Genomic DNA, 15,606 nt, shown 5'->3' with positions numbered 1-15,606 from the left:
AGACCCTGATCTGAACGGATGACTATCTGTCCCCCTTCACTACGGGGGCCGTCCGGGGATCACTCAACGCACACGCGGAATTATTCAAGATCTTTTGTTTGGGACCCCGGAAGGCGTGCCGCGGCGCCGGTGGCGGGCCACCCGGGCCCGGTTCCCGCACACCTCGCCGGAGCACCAACGGCGTTGCCCGCCGCGGGAGGAGTCCAGGAAGACCCGGCGGCAGCCGTCCGCCCGGCAGCGCCGCAGCCGGCCGCGCGCCGCGGGGTCGGTGAGCAGCTCGACGGCGTCCCGGGCGATCGCCGCGAGCAGCGCCTCGGGGGTGGGGGCGGTGCTCAACTCCCGTACCAGGCCGCCGTCCCGGCCGGGCACCGCGCTGATCCCCGGCGGCGGGCGGCGGGCCAGCCCGTTGACGGTCCGCAAGGCCCCTGCGTCGACGCCCCCTTCGAGCTCCGCGTCCACCAACGCGGCCAGGCAGCAGCGCAGTTCACGGAAGGCGGCGGGCCGGCAGGCGCGGTCCGCCGGAAGGCGGGTCCCGGCGGGGAGGAGTCCCACCGCGGTCAGCCAGTGGGCCAACTCCCCTGCCCCGGACAGCGGTTCCGGGTCGCCCTCCGCCGCCGGAGCGGTGGCGAGCAGGTCCAGGCAGAGGCGGCCGGTGTCGATCAGCTTGTGCCGCCGGGGTGCCGCGGGAGGACGCCCGGCGTCACCGTCAGTCATGCTGCTGCCACCACGGGGCTCCTCGGTCGCATCGGGCGGTGCCCCGGACCGCGCCGGGCCCGGGCGGTGGACGGGGCCCGCCGCCGGCACCGCGGACGGCACCGGCGGGACGGGACGCGGCACCGGTGCCGTGACCACGGTCCGTGAGCGGAGCCCGGCCGCTCCGGGCGCCGCTCCCAGGGTGCCCGGAGCGGGCGGGGGCCGGAAGACCCCGCGCGGCCGGCGTGTCGACGGGGGCTTCCCGGCGGCCGGTTCCGGGGGTCAGCCGCCGCCGAGCCGGAGCACGGCGGTCAGGTACAGGCACGGCGACACCGCGGTCAGCAGGAAGGCGGCGGTCGTGTGCGCGGCGAGCCCGGTCCCGGTGCCGAGCCCCAGGTGCACCCGGGCGGCCCTGCTCACCCTGGGCCGGGGCCCGCCGTGCGCGGCGGCTGCCGAGGCGCGCTCCACCGCCCTGCGCACCGCCCTGCGGCTGCGCTCCGTCGTGACGCCCAGCCGCACCCCGTGGACGTCGCGCACCAGCAGGGTGCGGTAGGTCCTGCCGTAGGAGAAGGTCGTCAGCAGTCTCACGGAGGCGATCCGGTCCAGGTCCACGGAGCGCTCACCGGTCAGGGTGCGGGCCGTCAGCCGCGAGGACCCGCGCAGCGAGGGTGCGTGCTCCTCGCACAGCGCGGAGAGCAGCAGGGCGCCGACGACCACGGCGGGCAGGCCGAGCACGATCGGGGCGCCCTGCGGGAGCATCCCGGCCCGGGCGAGTGCATGGCCGGCGAAGGGCAGCAGCAGGACCGCCACGGCCACACCCGACCCGACGCGTGCCCGTGCCACGCTGCGCCCCGTTTCCGGGTCCATTGCCGCTCCCGTCCTCGTACTGCCCCGTCGGTCCAGGATGCGGGGGCGGCGGCCCGTTCCGCATTGCCGGATCCCGGCAGTCTTCGGGGCGTTCCACCTCCCGGGCCGGCTGCGGGCGCACACGGCAGCGGGCACACGGCCGGGTGCGCGCCGACCGGGGGACGGGCCCCGGCGGACGGGGTGGGGCCCCTCGGCGCGGCGGCCGGTGGGCCGGGTGCCTCACCCGCCGTCCGCGTACTTGCTGCCCGCGGCCGGGTCCAGGGCCAGGCGGTAGCCGCGCTTGACGACGGTCTGGACGAGCTTCGGGGTGCCCAGCGCGGTACGGAGGCGGGCCATGGCGGTCTCCACCGCGTGCTCGTCCTTCCCCGAACCCGGCAGGGCCCGCAGCAGTTCGGCACGGGAGACCACCCAGCCGGGGCGCCGGGCGAGGGCCCGCAGCAGGGCCATCCCGGCGGGCGGCACCGGGCGCAGCACCTCGTCCACCAGTACGGCATGGCCGCGGATCTCGATGCGGTGCCCGGCCACGGGCAGGCTGCGGGCCCGGGAGGGCAGTTCGGTGCCGAGGAGCTGCACCAGCGGACCGAGGCGGAAGCGCTCCGGCTGGACGGTGTCCACCCCTGCCGCCTGGAGCGGCAGCGCGGTCACCGGCCCCACACAGGCCGCCAGGACGCGGTGGTCGAAGGCCCGGAGCAGCGCGTCCAGCAGCCCGCGGTGCTCGGCGCGGGCGAGCAGGGAGGCGGCGGCGGGTGCGCTGGTGAAGCTCACGGCGTCGAGTGCGCCGGCGAGCGTGGCGTCCAGCAGCCGGTCGAGGGGGCCGAGGTCCTCCGGGGCCATCCACCGGTAGACGGGCACCAGGACCACGTCGGCGCCGCCGGCCCGCAGCGACTCCACGAAGCCGGGCAGCGGCTCGCCGTGCATCTGGAGCGCGATCCGCAGGCCCGCCACGCCCTCGTCCAGCAGCCGGTCGAGGACCTCGGCCATGGACTCCGAGGCGGGCGACCACTGCTCGACGAGACCGGCGGCCCGGATGGCGCCCTTCACCTTGGGGCCGCGGGCCAGCAGCCGGACCCCGCCCAGGCGGCCCAGCAGGGCGTCTCCCACGCCCCAGCCGTCGGCCGCCTCGACCCAGCCCCGGAACCCGATCGCCGTGGTGGCCACCACGACGTCCGGGCGACGATCGATGATCTCCCGGGTGGCGGCGAGCAGTTCGGCGTCGTCCGCGAGCGGCACGATCCGCAGGGCGGGCGCGTGCAGCACGGACGCGCCGCGGCGCTGGAGCAGGGCGCCGAGTTCGTCGGCGCGGCGGGCGGCGGTGACGCCGACGGTGAAGCCCGCGAGCGGGCCGTGCGGTTGGCCGTGGTGGTGCATCTCAGTCGTCCCCACTGGATGTCGCCCGGCGGACCGCCCTCTGCGGCGGTCGCCCCGCAGGGCGGTGAACGTGGCGGCCGAGCCTGCCAAAGTCGCGTGACAGGCCCGGATCACCGGCGTTTCCCCGCCGTTACGCGGGGCACCGCCGGTGTTTCCGGCCCTGTCACGGTGACGGGTCCGGGACGCCCCTTGCGGCGGCCCGGGTCACACCTGGGCGTAGGCGGGCCGGGGTTCGCCCTCGTGCGACGCGGCCGGGGCGGGTGCGGCGGCGGGCCGGCGAAGGTATACCGCCCAGGTCACCAGCGTGCAGACCAGGTAGAAGGCGAGGAAGGCCGCGAAGGCCGCGGTGCCCGTGCCCGCGGTCTGGAAGGACTGGCGGAAGGCGAGGTTGATCGCGAGGCCCCCGACACCGCCGATCGCCCCGATGAACCCCATGGCCGCGCCCGACAGCCGTCGCCCGTAGGCGGCCGCCGCCTCGCCCGTCATGCCCCGCTCCAGTGCCTTGTTCTGGAAGATGCCCGGGATCATCTTGTACGTGGAGCCGTTGCCCAGTCCGGTGAGGACGAACAGGGCGATGAAGCCGACGAGGAAGACCGGCAGCGAGGCGCGCACCGAGGCGGCGACGACCACCCCGGTCGCGGCGGCCATGGCGACGAAGTTCCACAGGGTGATGCGCGCGCCGCCGAAGCGGTCGGCGAGCAGCCCGCCGACGGGCCGGACCAGCGATCCGAGCAGCGGCCCGACGAAGGTGAGCGAGGCCGCCTGCAGGGGCGTGCGGCCGAACTGCGTCTGGAGCACCAGGCCGAAGGCGAAGCTGTAGCCGATGAAGGAGCCGAAGGTGCCGATGTAGAGGAGGGACATGACCCAGGTGTGGGGCTCCCTGAGGGCCTCCCGGGCCGCGCCGGTGTCGTTGCGGACCGGGGCGAGGTTGTCCATCCGCAGGGCGGCGCCGAGGGCGGCGACCACGATCAGGGGCAGGTAGGCGCCGATCAGCAGCCGCGGGTGCGCGGCCCCCGCGGTGCCGATGACCAGCAGGGCGGCGAGCTGGATGACGGGGACGCCGATGTTGCCGCCGCCCGCGTTGAGCCCCAGCGCCCAGCCCTTCTTGCGCAGCGGGAAGAAGGCGTTGATGTTGGTCATCGAGGAGGCGAAGTTCCCACCGCCCACACCGGTGAGCGCCGCCACCAGCAGGAAGGTCGTGTAGGAGGTGCCGGGCTCCATCACGAACCAGGCCGCACCGGCCGGGAGGAGGAGCAGGGCGGCGCTGAACACCGTCCAGTTGCGGCCGCCGAAGCGGGCCACGGCGAAGGTGTAGGGCACCCTGATCAGTGCGCCGACCAGGGTGGCGGTCGCGATGAGGAAGAACTTGCCCGCGGGGTCCACTCCGTACTCGGGTCCCATGAAGAGGACCATCACCGACCACAGGCTCCACACGGAGAAGCCGATGTGTTCGCTGAACACGGAGTAGGCGAGGTTGCGGCGCGCGATGCGCTCCCCCTGCGTCTTCCAGAACGTGTCGTCCTCGGGGTCCCAGTGCTCGATCCAACGGCCTGCCATCGTGCGCCCTCCACCTGTGTCCGGTCGTGGGGACGACGCTAGGGACGGCTCGTTTCCGTCGGGTGGCGCGAGGTGACCGGTGCGGAACGTTGCTCTCACTTGGTGGACACGGCGGCCGTGAGGCGGGCGGGCGGTCCGCGGCGTCGGAGGCGGGCGGGCGGCGTCGGAGGCTGGCTCTGGATGGCTGGATGGCTGGATGGCTGGATGGCTGACGGTGCCCGGTGCGGACGGACGGCGGCGGGCGGTCCGCGCGCGGGGCACACGGCCTCCACGCCGCAGCACCCACCTCGCCGTCCTCGGCGGGCGGTCCGCGCGCCGGCACACGATCGCCGCCGGGACGGGCCCGTGCGGTGTCAGGTGCCGCGCATCACCGCACGGTCCCCCTCGGGCAGCCAGGAGCCGGCCGGTTCGTGGAGCCAGCCCTCCCGGGCGGCGAGCTCGTCCGCGGCGGAGACCAGGGCGTCCAGGCCGGGATGGGCCAGCCCCCTGCGCCACACCATCGAGACCGGGGAGAGCGGTACCGGGTCGACGAGCGGCCGCAGCACCACACCCGGGGGCACCGGGTGGTCCACCACGGCGAGCACCGGGTCGCCGCCCCTGGCCATGACCCGCCGGAACTCCTCCATGCCCACCGCCATCGGGGCGGGCGGGGAGAGCGCGACCCCCCGGCCGTCGACGAGGCGGGCGGCGAGGTCGGTCCACTCGGCGGTGCACGGGTTGCCCGCGCCGGCGTAGAGCCTGCGCCCCGCGAGCGCGGCGAGCGGCACCCGGTCGAGGGCGGCGAGCGGGTCGCCCCCGGCGAGCAGCACGGCCATCGGCTCCAGCCGGACGGGCCGGTGGCGGAGCACGGCGCGCACCTCCGCCCCGAGTCCGGCGAAACGGCCGAAGGAGACGTCGAGCCGGCCGGCCGCGATCTCCGCCGCGGCACCCGCGAGCCCGCTCTCGTAGCGGGCCATGAGTTCGTGGTCGGGAGCCAGTTCCCGGGCCCGGGCGAGCACCCGGCCGGAGCTGAGCCCGGCGGTGTTGAGGTCGACGAGCAGCGGACGGTCGGCGCCTCGGGCGGCGGCCAGCAGGTCCTCCTGGGCGGCCAGCATCCGGCGGGCGTGCGGCAGCAGGCGCTCGCCGTCACCGGTGAGGGCGACCTGGCGGGTGGTGCGGAGGAACAGCTCCGTGCCGAGTTCCCGCTCCAGGCGGCGGATGTCCCGGCTGAGTGCCTGCTGGGCGACGAACAGACGGGCCGCGGCACGGGTGAAGTGGAGTTCCTCGGCGGCGGCCACATAGGCGCGCAGGAGGCGCGGATCCAGGTCTCGGGGCACAGCGCATTCAACAACACGGGTGCGTCAATGGCCATCCGACAGGTGTTGGACCGGCCCCGGGCCGCGGCACGAGGCTGGGGGCATGCCCGCCACCCCTTCGCGGCCCACCACGGCCGTGCGCTCCGCGCCGCCCTCCTTCGCACCCGGTGCGCCCGCCCTCGTCCCCCGTCTCGACGCCCACGGCTGCGAGGGGCGCCGCACCGGTGGTCCCCGCACCGGTGGTCTCCGCACCCGCGGTCTCCGGACCGGCGGCGACGCGGGCGGTGCGCCGGGCCCCTCCCGCCGCCCGCCGGGCCCCTACCGGCGGCTCTTCGGGATCCCCGGAACCCGGGCGTTCACCGCGGCCGGCCTGCTGGCGCGGCTCCCCGCCGGCATGTTCGGGGTGTCCGCGATCCTGATGATCGCGGACACCCGGGGGTCGTACGCGCTCGCCGGGGCCGTCACCGCGACGGGCCTGGCGTCCACCGCGCTGGTCGCCCCCGTCACGGCGCGCCTGGTCGACCGGTACGGACAGGCGCGGGTGGCCGTCCCCGCCGCCCTGCTGGCGGTCCTCGGGCAGCTGGCCCTGGTGCTGTGCGTCCGCTCCGGTGCCCCGGCCTGGACGCTGTTCGCGGCGTACGCCGCGACGGCCACCTGCCCGAACGTCGGCGGGATGTGCCGGGCCCGCTGGGGACACCTGCTGCGCGGGGCCCCGGGGGCCCGGCACACCGCGAACGCGGTGGAGCAGGCCGTGGACGAGCTGTGCTTCATGCTGGGGCCGGTGCTGGCGGCGCTGCTGTGCTCGGCGCTGTTCGTGGAGGCGGGCACGGTGGCGGCGGCCCTGCTGCTGCTGAGCGGGGTGCTGCTGTTCGCGGCCCAGCGCGGCACCGAGCCGCCCGTCTCCGGGCGCAGCACCGCCGCCGCCCCCGTGCGGGTGCCGGGGATGCGCCCGCTGCTCGGGGTCTTCCTGGCCACGGGGGCGGTGTTCGGGGCGACGGAGGTGGTCACCCTGGCCGAGGTGGGCGGGGCGGCCGGAGGCGCGGTGCTCGGCCTGGCGGCCGCAGGGTCCGGGGCAGCCGGGCTGCTGTACGGCAGGACCCGCCGGGCGGTGGCGCTGCCGTGGTGCCTGGCCGGGATGACGGCCCTGACGACGCTGCCCCTGCTGGCGGCGGTCCTCACGGACCGGCTCGCACTGCTCGCGGCGGCGCTGCTGGTCGCGGGGACGGCGACGGCTCCGGCCATGGTCGCGGGGATGACGGCGGTCCAGCGGCTCACCTCGGCCGGACGGGCGAACGAGGGCATGACGCTGGCGGTCACGGCGCTGCTGGGCGGCATCGCCGCCGGCTCGGCCGCGGGGGGCTGGACGGTCGAGCGCCTGGAGCCGGCCGCGGGCTATCTGGTGCCGGTGTGCGCCGCGGCCCTGGCCTGGGCGGTGGCCGCGGCGGGCCGGGGGCGCGGCGGCCGGGCATGACGAAGGCCCGCCGGCACGGGGCCGGCGGGCCTTCACCCACATGGGGTGGCAGGGCGGCGGGGGCATCGCGCCCCCGGGCCCCGTCGGTGGAGATGGCGGGAATCGAACCCGCGTCCAACGGTGCGGAACCAGGGCTTCTCCGTGTGCAGTCCGCTGCGATTTTCTCAGCCCCGGAGATCACGCGGACAAGTCTCCGACGGGCTCAGTCACTGTGTGATTTCCCTCTCGACCCCGTGACCGGGCCTAGAGGTTTAGTTCCCTAGCTGACGCCAGGAACCGGGTCGGGAACAGCCCCGGGCTGACGCTCCATGAGTGAAGGTTCGTCTCTACTGCTTATCAGGCAGCGAGGGCGAAGGCTTCGGAGTTATCGCGCTTGGAATTGGCGATTATTGGTTGCGACATATGGTTAACGAGATCATTGCCGCTTCCTCGACACGCTTCCCCTGCTTCGACATCCGCTGTCGAAACCGATCATCCCCATGTTGAGTTGACAAGCCCCCGTCTCCAGGGGCGATGCCATCGTACGTGACCAACGCACGACGATGCCAGCGCATTCCCTCGCGGGGTGGTCCCCCGCGGGGTGGCCCCTCAGGCGCGCTGCTTGCGGCGGGCGGCCGAGACGGCCCGGTCCGCCTCCCTGCGGTCCTGCTTCTCCCGCAGCGTCTGGCGCTTGTCGTACTCCTTCTTGCCCCTCGCCAGCGCGATCTCGACCTTGGCCCGGCCGTCCTTGAAGTACAGGGCGAGCGGGACGATGGTGTGACCGGTCTCCTGGGACTTGGACTCCAGCTTGTCGATCTCCTCCCGGTGCAGCAGCAGCTTGCGGCGGCGCCGGGCGCTGTGGTTCGTCCAGGTGCCCTGGCTGTACTCGGGAACGTGCACGTTGTGCAGCCACGCCTCGCCGCCGTCGATCTGCACGAAGCCGTCCGCCAGCGAGGCCCGGCCCTGGCGCAGCGACTTCACCTCGGTACCCGTGAGCACGAGACCGCACTCGTAGGTGTCCAGGATGTGGTAGTCGTGCCGGGCCTTCTTGTTCTGGGCGATCAGCTTGCGCCCCTTTTCCTTTGCCATAGTGCGGTCATTTTCGCACTACGAGGCCCCCCTGAGGCCACCCAATACCGTGGCGGCCCGTTCCTCGGCCCTCTCGTCGGCGGCGAGGTCCGGTGCGATGCCCGTGCCGTCCACATGGTGACCGGCCGGAGTGCGGTAGAGGCCCACGGTGAGCTCGGCGACGGAGCCGTCGGGCAGCCGGCTCGGCATCTGCACCGAGCCCTTGCCGAAGGTGCGGGCACCGACGGTCACCGCCCGGCCCCGGTCCTTGAGCGCGCCGGTGACCAGTTCGGCGGCGCTCATGGTCCCACCGTCGACCAGCGCGACCAGGGGCCGCCGGGTGTCGCCGCCGGGCTCGGCGTAGAGCGCCCGCTGCTCGCCGCGGACGTCGTAGGTGGCCACCAGGCCGCCGTCCAGGAAGGCGGAGGCCGCCTCGACGGCCTCGCTGACCAGACCGCCCGGGTTGCCGCGCAGGTCGAGCAGGACGCCCGCCTCGCGCGGGGCCTCCGCCACGGCGCGGCGCACCCGCTCGCCCGACCCTTTGGTGAAGGCGTCGACCCTGATCAGCACGGCCTCGCGGCTCAGCCTGCGGACCGTGACCGACTGGGTGAGGAGGCGGACGCGCTCCAGTTCGGCGGTGAAGCGGCGGCCCTCGCGCTCCAGGCCGAGGCGGACCGCGGTGCCCTCGGGGCCGCGCAGCAGGGCCACCACCTCGGTCACGGGGCGGTGCGCGACCTCCTCGCCGCCGACGGACAGCAGCAGGTCGCCCGGGCGGATCCCGGCGCGCGCGGCGGGAGCGTCCTGCTGCACCTCGGAGACCTCGACACGGCCCTCGGCGTCGCGCCGGGCACCGAGGCCCACCCCGCTGTACTCGCCGTCGAGGGCGTCGGCGAACTCCTCGTACTCGCGGCGGTCGTAGACGGCGCCCCAGCGGTCGCCGCTGCGGCTGACGAACTGCTCGGCCGCCTCCGTACCGGACTTGCCGTCGGCCATGGCCTCGGCCGCCGCGCGTGCCAGGCCCTCGCGGTCCACGGTCGCCCCCGCCGCGCGCGCGGGCTGGGCGCGCCGCGGCTCCTCGGCGTCCTCGCGCGGGAGGACGCCGGCGACCGCCGCGGTGGCGAGCACGGTCGCGAAGACCAAGGTCAGGGCCGCCCCGCGGCGGATGCCGTGGGGCCTTCGACAGAACTCGGGGCCTGACATGGCGCCGAGTCTAGGACAAGCGAAGGGCGCCGTACGGCGGTTGGCCGTACGGCGCCCGGGGCGCTTCTCACACCTTCAGGTACTTGCGGAGCGCGACGAAAGCAGCAACGGCGGGCATCAGCAGTCCGATCGCGAGCACCAGCGGCAGCTTGGTGAGCACCGCGTCCCAGCCGATGAAGTCGACCAGCTGCATCTTGTCCGCGAGGGCCAGGCCGTTGTCGATCAGGAAGTAGCGGCCGACGAGGAGCATCACGCAGGCGACGGCACCACCCAGCAGGCCCGCGACCGCGGCCTCCATGATGAACGGCGTCTGGATGTAGAAACTGGACGCCCCCACGAGCCGCATGATGCCGGTCTCCCGACGGCGGCTGAACGCCGACACCCGCACGGTGTTGACGATCAGCATCATCGCGATCACCAGCATCAGGCCCATCACGCACAGCGCCGCGATCCGCATGCCGTTCATCAGGCCGAAGAGGTTCTGGAGGATGTCCCGCTGGTCCTGGACCGAGTGCACGCCGTCGCGCCCGGCGAACGCGGTGGCCACCACCTGGTACTTCTCGGGGTCGTGCAGCTTGACCCGGAAGGACTCCTGCATCTGGTCGGGCGTGATGGTGGCGGCGATCGGGGTGTCGCCGTACTGCTCCTTGTAGTGCTTGTACGCCTCCTCCGCCGTCTCGTGCTGGACGGTGTCGACCAGGTCGAGGGCCTCCAGGTCGGACTCGATCTGCTCCTTCTGCGCCGTGGTGACGGCACCCTTGGCGCACTGCGGCGCGGTGGAGGCGTCGTTCTTGTTGCAGAGGAAGATGGAGACGTTGACCTTGTCGTACCAGAAGTCCTTCATGGTGTTGACCTGCTCCCGCATGAGCAGGGCACCACCGAACAGGGCCAGCGACAGGGCCACGGAGATGACGACGGCGAAGGTCATCGTGAGGTTTCGACGGAGACCGACACCGATCTCCGACATGACGAACTGGGCGCGCATGGCGTGCTTTCAGCCTTTCAGTCTGTCCGGGCTCAGTGCTGGTAGCCGTAGACGCCGCGGGCCTGGTCGCGGACGAGCCGGCCCTTCTCGAGCTCGATGACGCGCTTGCGCATCTGGTCGACGATGTTCTGGTCGTGGGTCGCCATCACCACGGTGGTGCCCGTGCGGTTGATCCGGTCGAGCAGCTTCATGATCCCGACCGAGGTCTGCGGGTCGAGGTTTCCGGTCGGCTCGTCGGCGATCAGCAGCAGCGGCCGGTTGACGAAGGCGCGCGCGATGGCGACGCGCTGCTGCTCACCGCCCGAGAGCTCGCCGGGCATCCGGTCCTCCTTGCCGCCGAGGCCGACCAGGTCGAGAACCTGGGGGACGGCCTTGCGGATCTCGCCCCGCGGCTTGCCGATGACCTCCTGCGCGAAGGCCACGTTCTCCGCCACGGTCTTGTTGGGCAGCAGCCGGAAGTCCTGGAAGACCGTGCCCAGCTGGCGGCGCATGTGGGGCACCTTCCAGTTGGAGAGGCGGGCGAGGTCCTTGCCCAGGACGTGGACCGCGCCCTGGCTGGCCCGCTCCTCGCGCAGCAGCAGCCGGAGGAAGGTCGACTTGCCCGAGCCCGACGACCCCACGAGGAAGACGAACTCCCCCTTCTCGATTTCGAGGGAGACGTCGCGCAGGGCAGGTCGGTTCTGCTTGGGGTAGCTCTTGGAGACGCTGTCGAATCGGATCACGGATGCACCACGGGTCGCCGGGAGTAGGTGAGCGTGACCATACGCGAAGCCGCACAGGCCGTGCAGACACGGTCCCGACTTGACCGATTTATCCTGTCGCGGGGCGGGGGTGATCCGGCGGGGCGCGCCGAAAGGCGCCGCAGCTGGCACAGTGGTAGGGGAACAGAGGCGTTTCCCGGTGCGTTCCGGGGAGAGACATTCCGCTGACGGTCCGCGGCCACTCCGCGGCCCCGGGTGCGCGGGAGGAGGAGAGCGCATGACCTACGACCGGCTCGTGTGCGGGAACTGCGCGGCCCCCGTGTCGGAGGGCCGCTGCCCGGTGTGCAGGGCCAACCGGGAGCGCCTCCAGCAGGGGGGCCCGTTCGCCGGGCTGAATCCCGCGGCGCTGCTGGCGCTGCTGGTGGTCCTCGTGGCGGCTGTGGCACTGCTGGCCGTCTGACGCCCCCGGCGTCCGGCGGACGCACGCGAAGGAGGGCCCGGGACGCATCCCGGGCCCTCCTTCGCGCGTGCGGTGCACGACGGTCCGTCTCGGACCGTCACGCCGTCACCGCCCGTATCGGACGGTCACCGCGCGGTGCGGCCTCAGACCGCGGCGCTGCCGCCGACGAGGCGCGGCAGCATGCGGAAGCCGATGCCTCCGGCGATCATGGTCGCCGCGCCGAGCAGCAGGAAGGTGGTCTCGGCGGCGCCGGTCTCCGCCAGCTCCTCCTTGACCTCGCCCTGCTGCACCGGCTGCGAGCCGACGCTGTCGGGGGTGGTGCCGGCGGGGGCGTCACCCTCGATCACGCCGCCGTTCGGGTCGGCGCCGCTGCCGCCGGAGGCGGAACCGCCGGAGGTCGCACCACCCGTCGCGTCACCCGTGGTCGCACCACCCGTCGCGTCACCCGTGGTCGCACCACCCGTCGCGTTACCGGTCGTCGCACCACCGGACGCGTCACCCGTGGTCGCACCACCGGACGCGTCACCGGTCGTCGCACCACCCGTCGCGTCACCCGTGGTCGCACCACCGGACGCATCGCCCGTGGTCGCACCACCGGACGCGTCACCCGTGGTCGCACCACCCGTCGCGTCACCGGTCGTCGCACCACCGGACGCATCGCCCGTGGTCGCACCACCCGTCGCGTCACCGGTCGTCGCACCACCGGACGCATCGCCCGTGGTCGCACCACCGGACGCGTCACCCGTGGTCGCACCACCCGTCGGCTCGCCCGCAGCACCCTCGTCGACACCGCCGATGGCACCGGAGACGGTCTCGCCCTCGCCCTCGTTGATGCCCAGACCCGCCTCGGCCTCGATACCGGTCAGGTCGAAAGCCTGCGCGGCACCAGCGGCGGTGAGCGACGCACCCGCGGCGATGACAGCGCCGGCGGCTATGCGTGCGACGCGGATCCGCGTCTTCTTCGTCATGTGTCTGCTACCCCCAGTAGCTCATCGTCATCAGGACATTGCGCGGGGCGGCGGCACCACGGGTGTCAGAACTCTCCCGTTCACGACACGCCCCGAAATCGCACATGCCGTACGACACCCTTCCGATTTTCGGCAGGAGCGTCAAGGTCGTTTGCGGGGGCGATGCCCGATATACAGCCACTTGCCTGAGCTGCAACGATCAACTGTGACACAAAAAGGAACTGCCGCTCCCTGAGCGGCAGTTCCCTTGTCGACAAAGCGAGGAGTTACTTCTCCTGCTGCTTGCGCCAGCGAATTCCGGCTTCCAGGAAGCCGTCGATCTCACCGTCCAACACGGACTGGGGATTGCCGACTTCGAACTCGGTGCGCAGGTCCTTCACCATCTGGTACGGGTGCAGGACGTACGAACGCATCTGGTTGCCCCAGGAGTTGCCGCCGTCGCCCTTGAGGGCGTCCATCCTGGCCTGCTCCTCCTGGCGGCGGCGCTCCAGCAGCTTCGCCTGGAGGACGTTCATCGCGCTCGCCTTGTTCTGGATCTGGGAGCGCTCGTTCTGGCAGGAGACCACGATGCCGGTGGGGATGTGCGTGATGCGGACGGCGGAGTCCGTGGTGTTGACGCCCTGGCCGCCGGGCCCGGAGGCGCGGTACACGTCGATGCGGAGCTCGGACTCGTCGATCTCCACGTGGTCGGACTGCTCGACCACCGGCAGGACCTCGACACCGGCGAAGGAGGTCTGGCGGCGCCCCTGGTTGTCGAAGGGCGAGATGCGCACCAGCCGGTGGGTGCCCTGCTCGACGGAGAGCGTGCCGTAGGCGTAGGGGGCCTTGACGACGAAGGTGGTCGACTTGATGCCGGCCTCCTCCGCGTAGGAGGTCTCGTACACCTCGGTGCCGTAGCCGTGCCGCTCGGCCCAGCGCAGGTACATGCGCTGGAGCTGCTCGGCGAAGTCGGCCGCGTCCACGCCGCCCGCCTCGGCGCGGATGTTGACCAGCGCCTCGCGCTCGTCGTACTCGCCGGACAGCAGGGTGCGGACCTCCATCTCGTCCAGCGCCTTGCGCACGGCCTCCAGCTCGGTCTCGGCCTCGGCACGCGTCTCCGGGTCGTCCTCGGCCTCGGCGAGCTCGAAGAGGACTTCGAGGTCGTCGATACGGCCGCGCAGGGCCTCTGCCTTGCGGACCTCGGCCTGGAGGTGCGAGAGCCTGCTGGTGATCTTCTGCGCCGCCTCGGGGTCGTCCCACAGGGACGGTGCCGCCGCCTGCTCCTCGAGCGCGGCGATGTCTGCCCTCATCGCCTCGAGGTCCAGGACGGCCTCGATCGACCCCATGGTCGAGGAGAGGGACTTCAGCTCTTCGGATACATCGACGACTGCCACGGGTCCAGCCTAACGGCTGGACGGCGTGCCCCGTGCTGGCCCCGGCCCACAGCCTCCTCCGGGCTCCGGCCCCGCCGGGCGGCGGGGCCGGAGCGGGCGGGGGCGGAGGCGGTCAGGGCTCGGCGGGCACGGACTGGCGGGTGCTGCCCGGCGGGACCTGGCCGCCGTCGCCGTCCAGGGCCAGCCAGCCCCCCACCCCGGCGACGGCCGCCAGGGCCACCGCCACCGCCCCCACGGTGAGGCGGCGCCTGCGGACCGCGGCGGCCCGGTTGCGGGCGGAGCCGGGGCGGCGCTGGCCAGGGGCCCGGGGGGCCCGGGCGGTGCCGTGGGCGCCGCCCGCGAGCTCGTCCGGGGCGGGCACCCTCATCGAGGTGTGGGTGTCCCGGTTGGCGTCCGCGGACGCCGCACCGGGCACGAGGGGGACGGCTCCCCGCCGGCGGGGAGCGGCCGGCCGTTCCGGCTCGTCCTCCTCCCAGGGCTCGGGGGCGGGCTCGGTGCCGGGTTCGTCGACCTCCAGCGGCGGGATCCCGCGCAGCAGGGGGAGGAGGTCGTGGAGGCGCTGGGCGAGCTCGGAGGCGCGCAGCCGGGAGGCGGGCGCCTTGGCCAGGCACTGCACGATCAGCTGCCAGAGCTCCTCGGGGATGCCGGGGAGCGGTACGACGGTCTCGGTGACATGGCGGCGCAGGACCGCGCCGGGGTGCCCGCCGCCGAAGGGCGTGAAGCCCGCCAGGAGCTCGTAGAGCACGGTGGCCAGGGCGTAGATGTCGACCGCGGCGCGGGGCGGGAGGCCCTCGACGAGTTCGGGCGCGATGTAGTCGGGCGTGCCGATGATCCCGGAGGCGTTGGGGGCGCCGCCCGCGGCGCGGGCTGCCTTGGTGCGGCGCGGGGTGTCGATCAGCTTGGCGACGCCGAAGTCGGTGAGCAGCGCGGGGTGGGCGCCGCCGGGGCCGAGCGGCCCCTCCATGTCCAGCAGGATGTTCTCCGGCTTGACGTCGCGGTGGACGACACCGGCGGCGTGCGCGGCCGCCAGCGCCTCGGCGACGTCGGCGGTGATGGCGACGGCCGCCTCGGGCGCCAGCCGCCGCTCCCGGTCGAGGCGGGTGCGCAGGTCGGTGCCGCGGACCAGGTCCATGACCAGGGCGAGGTCGTTGCCGTCGACCACCAGGTCGCGGACCGCGACGATGCGGGGGTGGTCCAGCTGGAGGAGCGCGGTGCGCTCCTGGACGAAGCGGCCGACGAGCTCCTGGTCGCAGGCCAGGTCCTCGCGCAGCAGTTTGACGGCGACAGGGCCCTCGGGGCCCTCGCCGAGCCACACCGTGCCGGCGCTTCCCCGCCCCACGATCTGATGGGCCGTGTACCGGCTGCCGATTTTTCGTGCCAAGACTGCTCCCTCAGCGGCAGGCGTTGGCCCTAAAGTACGCGGGCGCCGGGGAGGTCCGTGCCCAGGATGTCGCCGACCTCCACTTCTGCGGGATAAATCAGCCTACGGAAGTCGACAAATCCATAGCATCACCCGGAGTGCCGCCGCCCTGAACGGCGGAGGCGCCCGCACGGGCGCCTCCCGGGCGCAGGCCCCCTCGGCGCGGGCCCCGGGGCTCCCCGGGGCCCGGGGGAACGGACC

14 protein-coding genes and 1 other RNA gene are annotated in these 15,606 nt (G+C 73.7%); 2 read left to right on the top strand and 13 right to left on the bottom strand.

What is annotated here, in order from left to right:
- Nucleotides 1–84: 84 nt before the first annotated feature.
- The 5 genes from ACGF15_RS25625 to ACGF15_RS25605 all read right to left on the bottom strand — a co-directional run bounded on the left by ACGF15_RS25625 (nucleotide 85) and on the right by ACGF15_RS25605 (nucleotide 5,801).
- Nucleotides 85–714, bottom strand: a complete 630-nt coding sequence (locus ACGF15_RS25625; protein ID WP_345611290.1) for a CGNR zinc finger domain-containing protein — start codon at nucleotides 712–714, stop codon at nucleotides 85–87.
- Nucleotides 715–975: 261 nt separating this feature from the next.
- The gene (locus tag ACGF15_RS25620) at nucleotides 976–1,560 is read right to left on the bottom strand and encodes a hypothetical protein (RefSeq protein WP_345611293.1); all 585 of its coding nucleotides are present in this window, start codon (nucleotides 1,558–1,560) and stop codon (nucleotides 976–978) included.
- Between the two features lie 219 nt (nucleotides 1,561–1,779).
- The gene (locus tag ACGF15_RS25615; RefSeq protein ID WP_345611296.1) at nucleotides 1,780–2,928 is read right to left on the bottom strand and encodes a uroporphyrinogen-III synthase; all 1,149 of its coding nucleotides are present in this window, start codon (nucleotides 2,926–2,928) and stop codon (nucleotides 1,780–1,782) included.
- Between the two features lie 204 nt (nucleotides 2,929–3,132).
- Complete coding sequence (locus tag ACGF15_RS25610) at nucleotides 3,133–4,485, bottom strand: nitrate/nitrite transporter (RefSeq protein ID WP_345611298.1); 1,353 nt, start codon at nucleotides 4,483–4,485, stop codon at nucleotides 3,133–3,135.
- A 353-nt stretch (nucleotides 4,486–4,838) separates the two neighbouring features.
- Nucleotides 4,839–5,801 (bottom strand): LysR family transcriptional regulator, encoded by a 963-nt coding sequence (locus ACGF15_RS25605; RefSeq protein ID WP_392802256.1) that lies wholly within the window; start codon nucleotides 5,799–5,801, stop codon nucleotides 4,839–4,841.
- An 82-nt stretch (nucleotides 5,802–5,883) separates the two neighbouring features.
- Between ACGF15_RS25605 and ACGF15_RS25600 the strand changes: the two genes are divergently transcribed.
- On the top strand, nucleotides 5,884–7,251 hold the full coding sequence (locus ACGF15_RS25600; RefSeq protein WP_392802253.1) for an MFS transporter: 1,368 nt from the start codon (nucleotides 5,884–5,886) through the stop codon (nucleotides 7,249–7,251).
- Between the two features lie 84 nt (nucleotides 7,252–7,335).
- On the opposite strand, the gene ssrA is transcribed toward ACGF15_RS25600, so the two are convergent.
- From ssrA to ftsE, 5 genes are all read right to left on the bottom strand, one after another.
- Nucleotides 7,336–7,730, bottom strand: a transfer-messenger RNA (tmRNA) gene (ssrA, locus tag ACGF15_RS25595).
- 109 nt (nucleotides 7,731–7,839) lie between these two features.
- Complete coding sequence (gene smpB / locus ACGF15_RS25590) at nucleotides 7,840–8,319, bottom strand: SsrA-binding protein SmpB (protein WP_345611305.1); 480 nt, start codon at nucleotides 8,317–8,319, stop codon at nucleotides 7,840–7,842.
- An 18-nt stretch (nucleotides 8,320–8,337) separates the two neighbouring features.
- Nucleotides 8,338–9,498: a S41 family peptidase gene (locus tag ACGF15_RS25585; protein WP_362607308.1), complete on the bottom strand. Its 1,161-nt coding sequence runs from the start codon at nucleotides 9,496–9,498 to the stop codon at nucleotides 8,338–8,340.
- Between the two features lie 67 nt (nucleotides 9,499–9,565).
- The gene (ftsX, locus tag ACGF15_RS25580; RefSeq protein WP_392802249.1) at nucleotides 9,566–10,483 is read right to left on the bottom strand and encodes a permease-like cell division protein FtsX; all 918 of its coding nucleotides are present in this window, start codon (nucleotides 10,481–10,483) and stop codon (nucleotides 9,566–9,568) included.
- Between the two features lie 32 nt (nucleotides 10,484–10,515).
- On the bottom strand, nucleotides 10,516–11,205 hold the full coding sequence (ftsE, locus tag ACGF15_RS25575; protein ID WP_256523355.1) for a cell division ATP-binding protein FtsE: 690 nt from the start codon (nucleotides 11,203–11,205) through the stop codon (nucleotides 10,516–10,518).
- Between the two features lie 256 nt (nucleotides 11,206–11,461).
- Between ftsE and ACGF15_RS25570 the strand changes: the two genes are divergently transcribed.
- Nucleotides 11,462–11,644: a hypothetical protein gene (locus tag ACGF15_RS25570; RefSeq protein WP_345611314.1), complete on the top strand. Its 183-nt coding sequence runs from the start codon at nucleotides 11,462–11,464 to the stop codon at nucleotides 11,642–11,644.
- 143 nt (nucleotides 11,645–11,787) lie between these two features.
- Here ACGF15_RS25570 and ACGF15_RS25565 read toward each other — a convergent pair whose 3' ends face one another.
- From ACGF15_RS25565 to ACGF15_RS25555, 3 genes are all read right to left on the bottom strand, one after another.
- On the bottom strand, nucleotides 11,788–12,612 hold the full coding sequence (locus ACGF15_RS25565) for a hypothetical protein (protein WP_392802245.1): 825 nt from the start codon (nucleotides 12,610–12,612) through the stop codon (nucleotides 11,788–11,790).
- Between the two features lie 266 nt (nucleotides 12,613–12,878).
- On the bottom strand, nucleotides 12,879–13,985 hold the full coding sequence (gene prfB / locus ACGF15_RS25560; protein WP_345611321.1) for a peptide chain release factor 2: 1,107 nt from the start codon (nucleotides 13,983–13,985) through the stop codon (nucleotides 12,879–12,881).
- Nucleotides 13,986–14,097: 112 nt separating this feature from the next.
- Nucleotides 14,098–15,366, bottom strand: coding sequence for a serine/threonine-protein kinase (locus tag ACGF15_RS25555; protein ID WP_392802242.1), 1,269 nt, complete (start codon nucleotides 15,364–15,366; stop codon nucleotides 14,098–14,100).
- Nucleotides 15,367–15,606: the final 240 nt, after the last annotated feature.

Source organism: Streptomyces sp. NPDC048001, assembly GCF_043203115.1.
GTDB lineage: Bacteria > Actinomycetota > Actinomycetes > Streptomycetales > Streptomycetaceae > Streptomyces > Streptomyces sanyensis.
The sequence above is the reverse complement of the archived record's forward strand: the minus strand, read 5'-3'. Positions and strand labels throughout refer to the sequence as shown.

Bases quoted from the DNA above. Each gene is read 5' to 3' on its own strand.
- ACGF15_RS25625 (WP_345611290.1), bottom strand. From the start codon at position 714: ATGACTGACGGTGACGCCGGGCGTCCTCCCGCGGCACCCCGGCGGCAC.
- ACGF15_RS25620 (WP_345611293.1), bottom strand. From the start codon at position 1,560: ATGGACCCGGAAACGGGGCGCAGCGTGGCACGGGCACGCGTCGGGTCG.
- ACGF15_RS25615 (WP_345611296.1), bottom strand. From the start codon at position 2,928: ATGCACCACCACGGCCAACCGCACGGCCCGCTCGCGGGCTTCACCGTC.
- ACGF15_RS25610 (WP_345611298.1), bottom strand. From the start codon at position 4,485: ATGGCAGGCCGTTGGATCGAGCACTGGGACCCCGAGGACGACACGTTC.
- ACGF15_RS25600 (WP_392802253.1), top strand. From the start codon at position 5,884: ATGCCCGCCACCCCTTCGCGGCCCACCACGGCCGTGCGCTCCGCGCCG.
- smpB (WP_345611305.1), bottom strand. From the start codon at position 8,319: ATGGCAAAGGAAAAGGGGCGCAAGCTGATCGCCCAGAACAAGAAGGCC.
- ACGF15_RS25585 (WP_362607308.1), bottom strand. From the start codon at position 9,498: ATGTCAGGCCCCGAGTTCTGTCGAAGGCCCCACGGCATCCGCCGCGGG.
- ftsX (WP_392802249.1), bottom strand. From the start codon at position 10,483: ATGCGCGCCCAGTTCGTCATGTCGGAGATCGGTGTCGGTCTCCGTCGA.
- ACGF15_RS25570 (WP_345611314.1), top strand. From the start codon at position 11,462: ATGACCTACGACCGGCTCGTGTGCGGGAACTGCGCGGCCCCCGTGTCG.
- ACGF15_RS25565 (WP_392802245.1), bottom strand. From the start codon at position 12,612: ATGACGAAGAAGACGCGGATCCGCGTCGCACGCATAGCCGCCGGCGCT.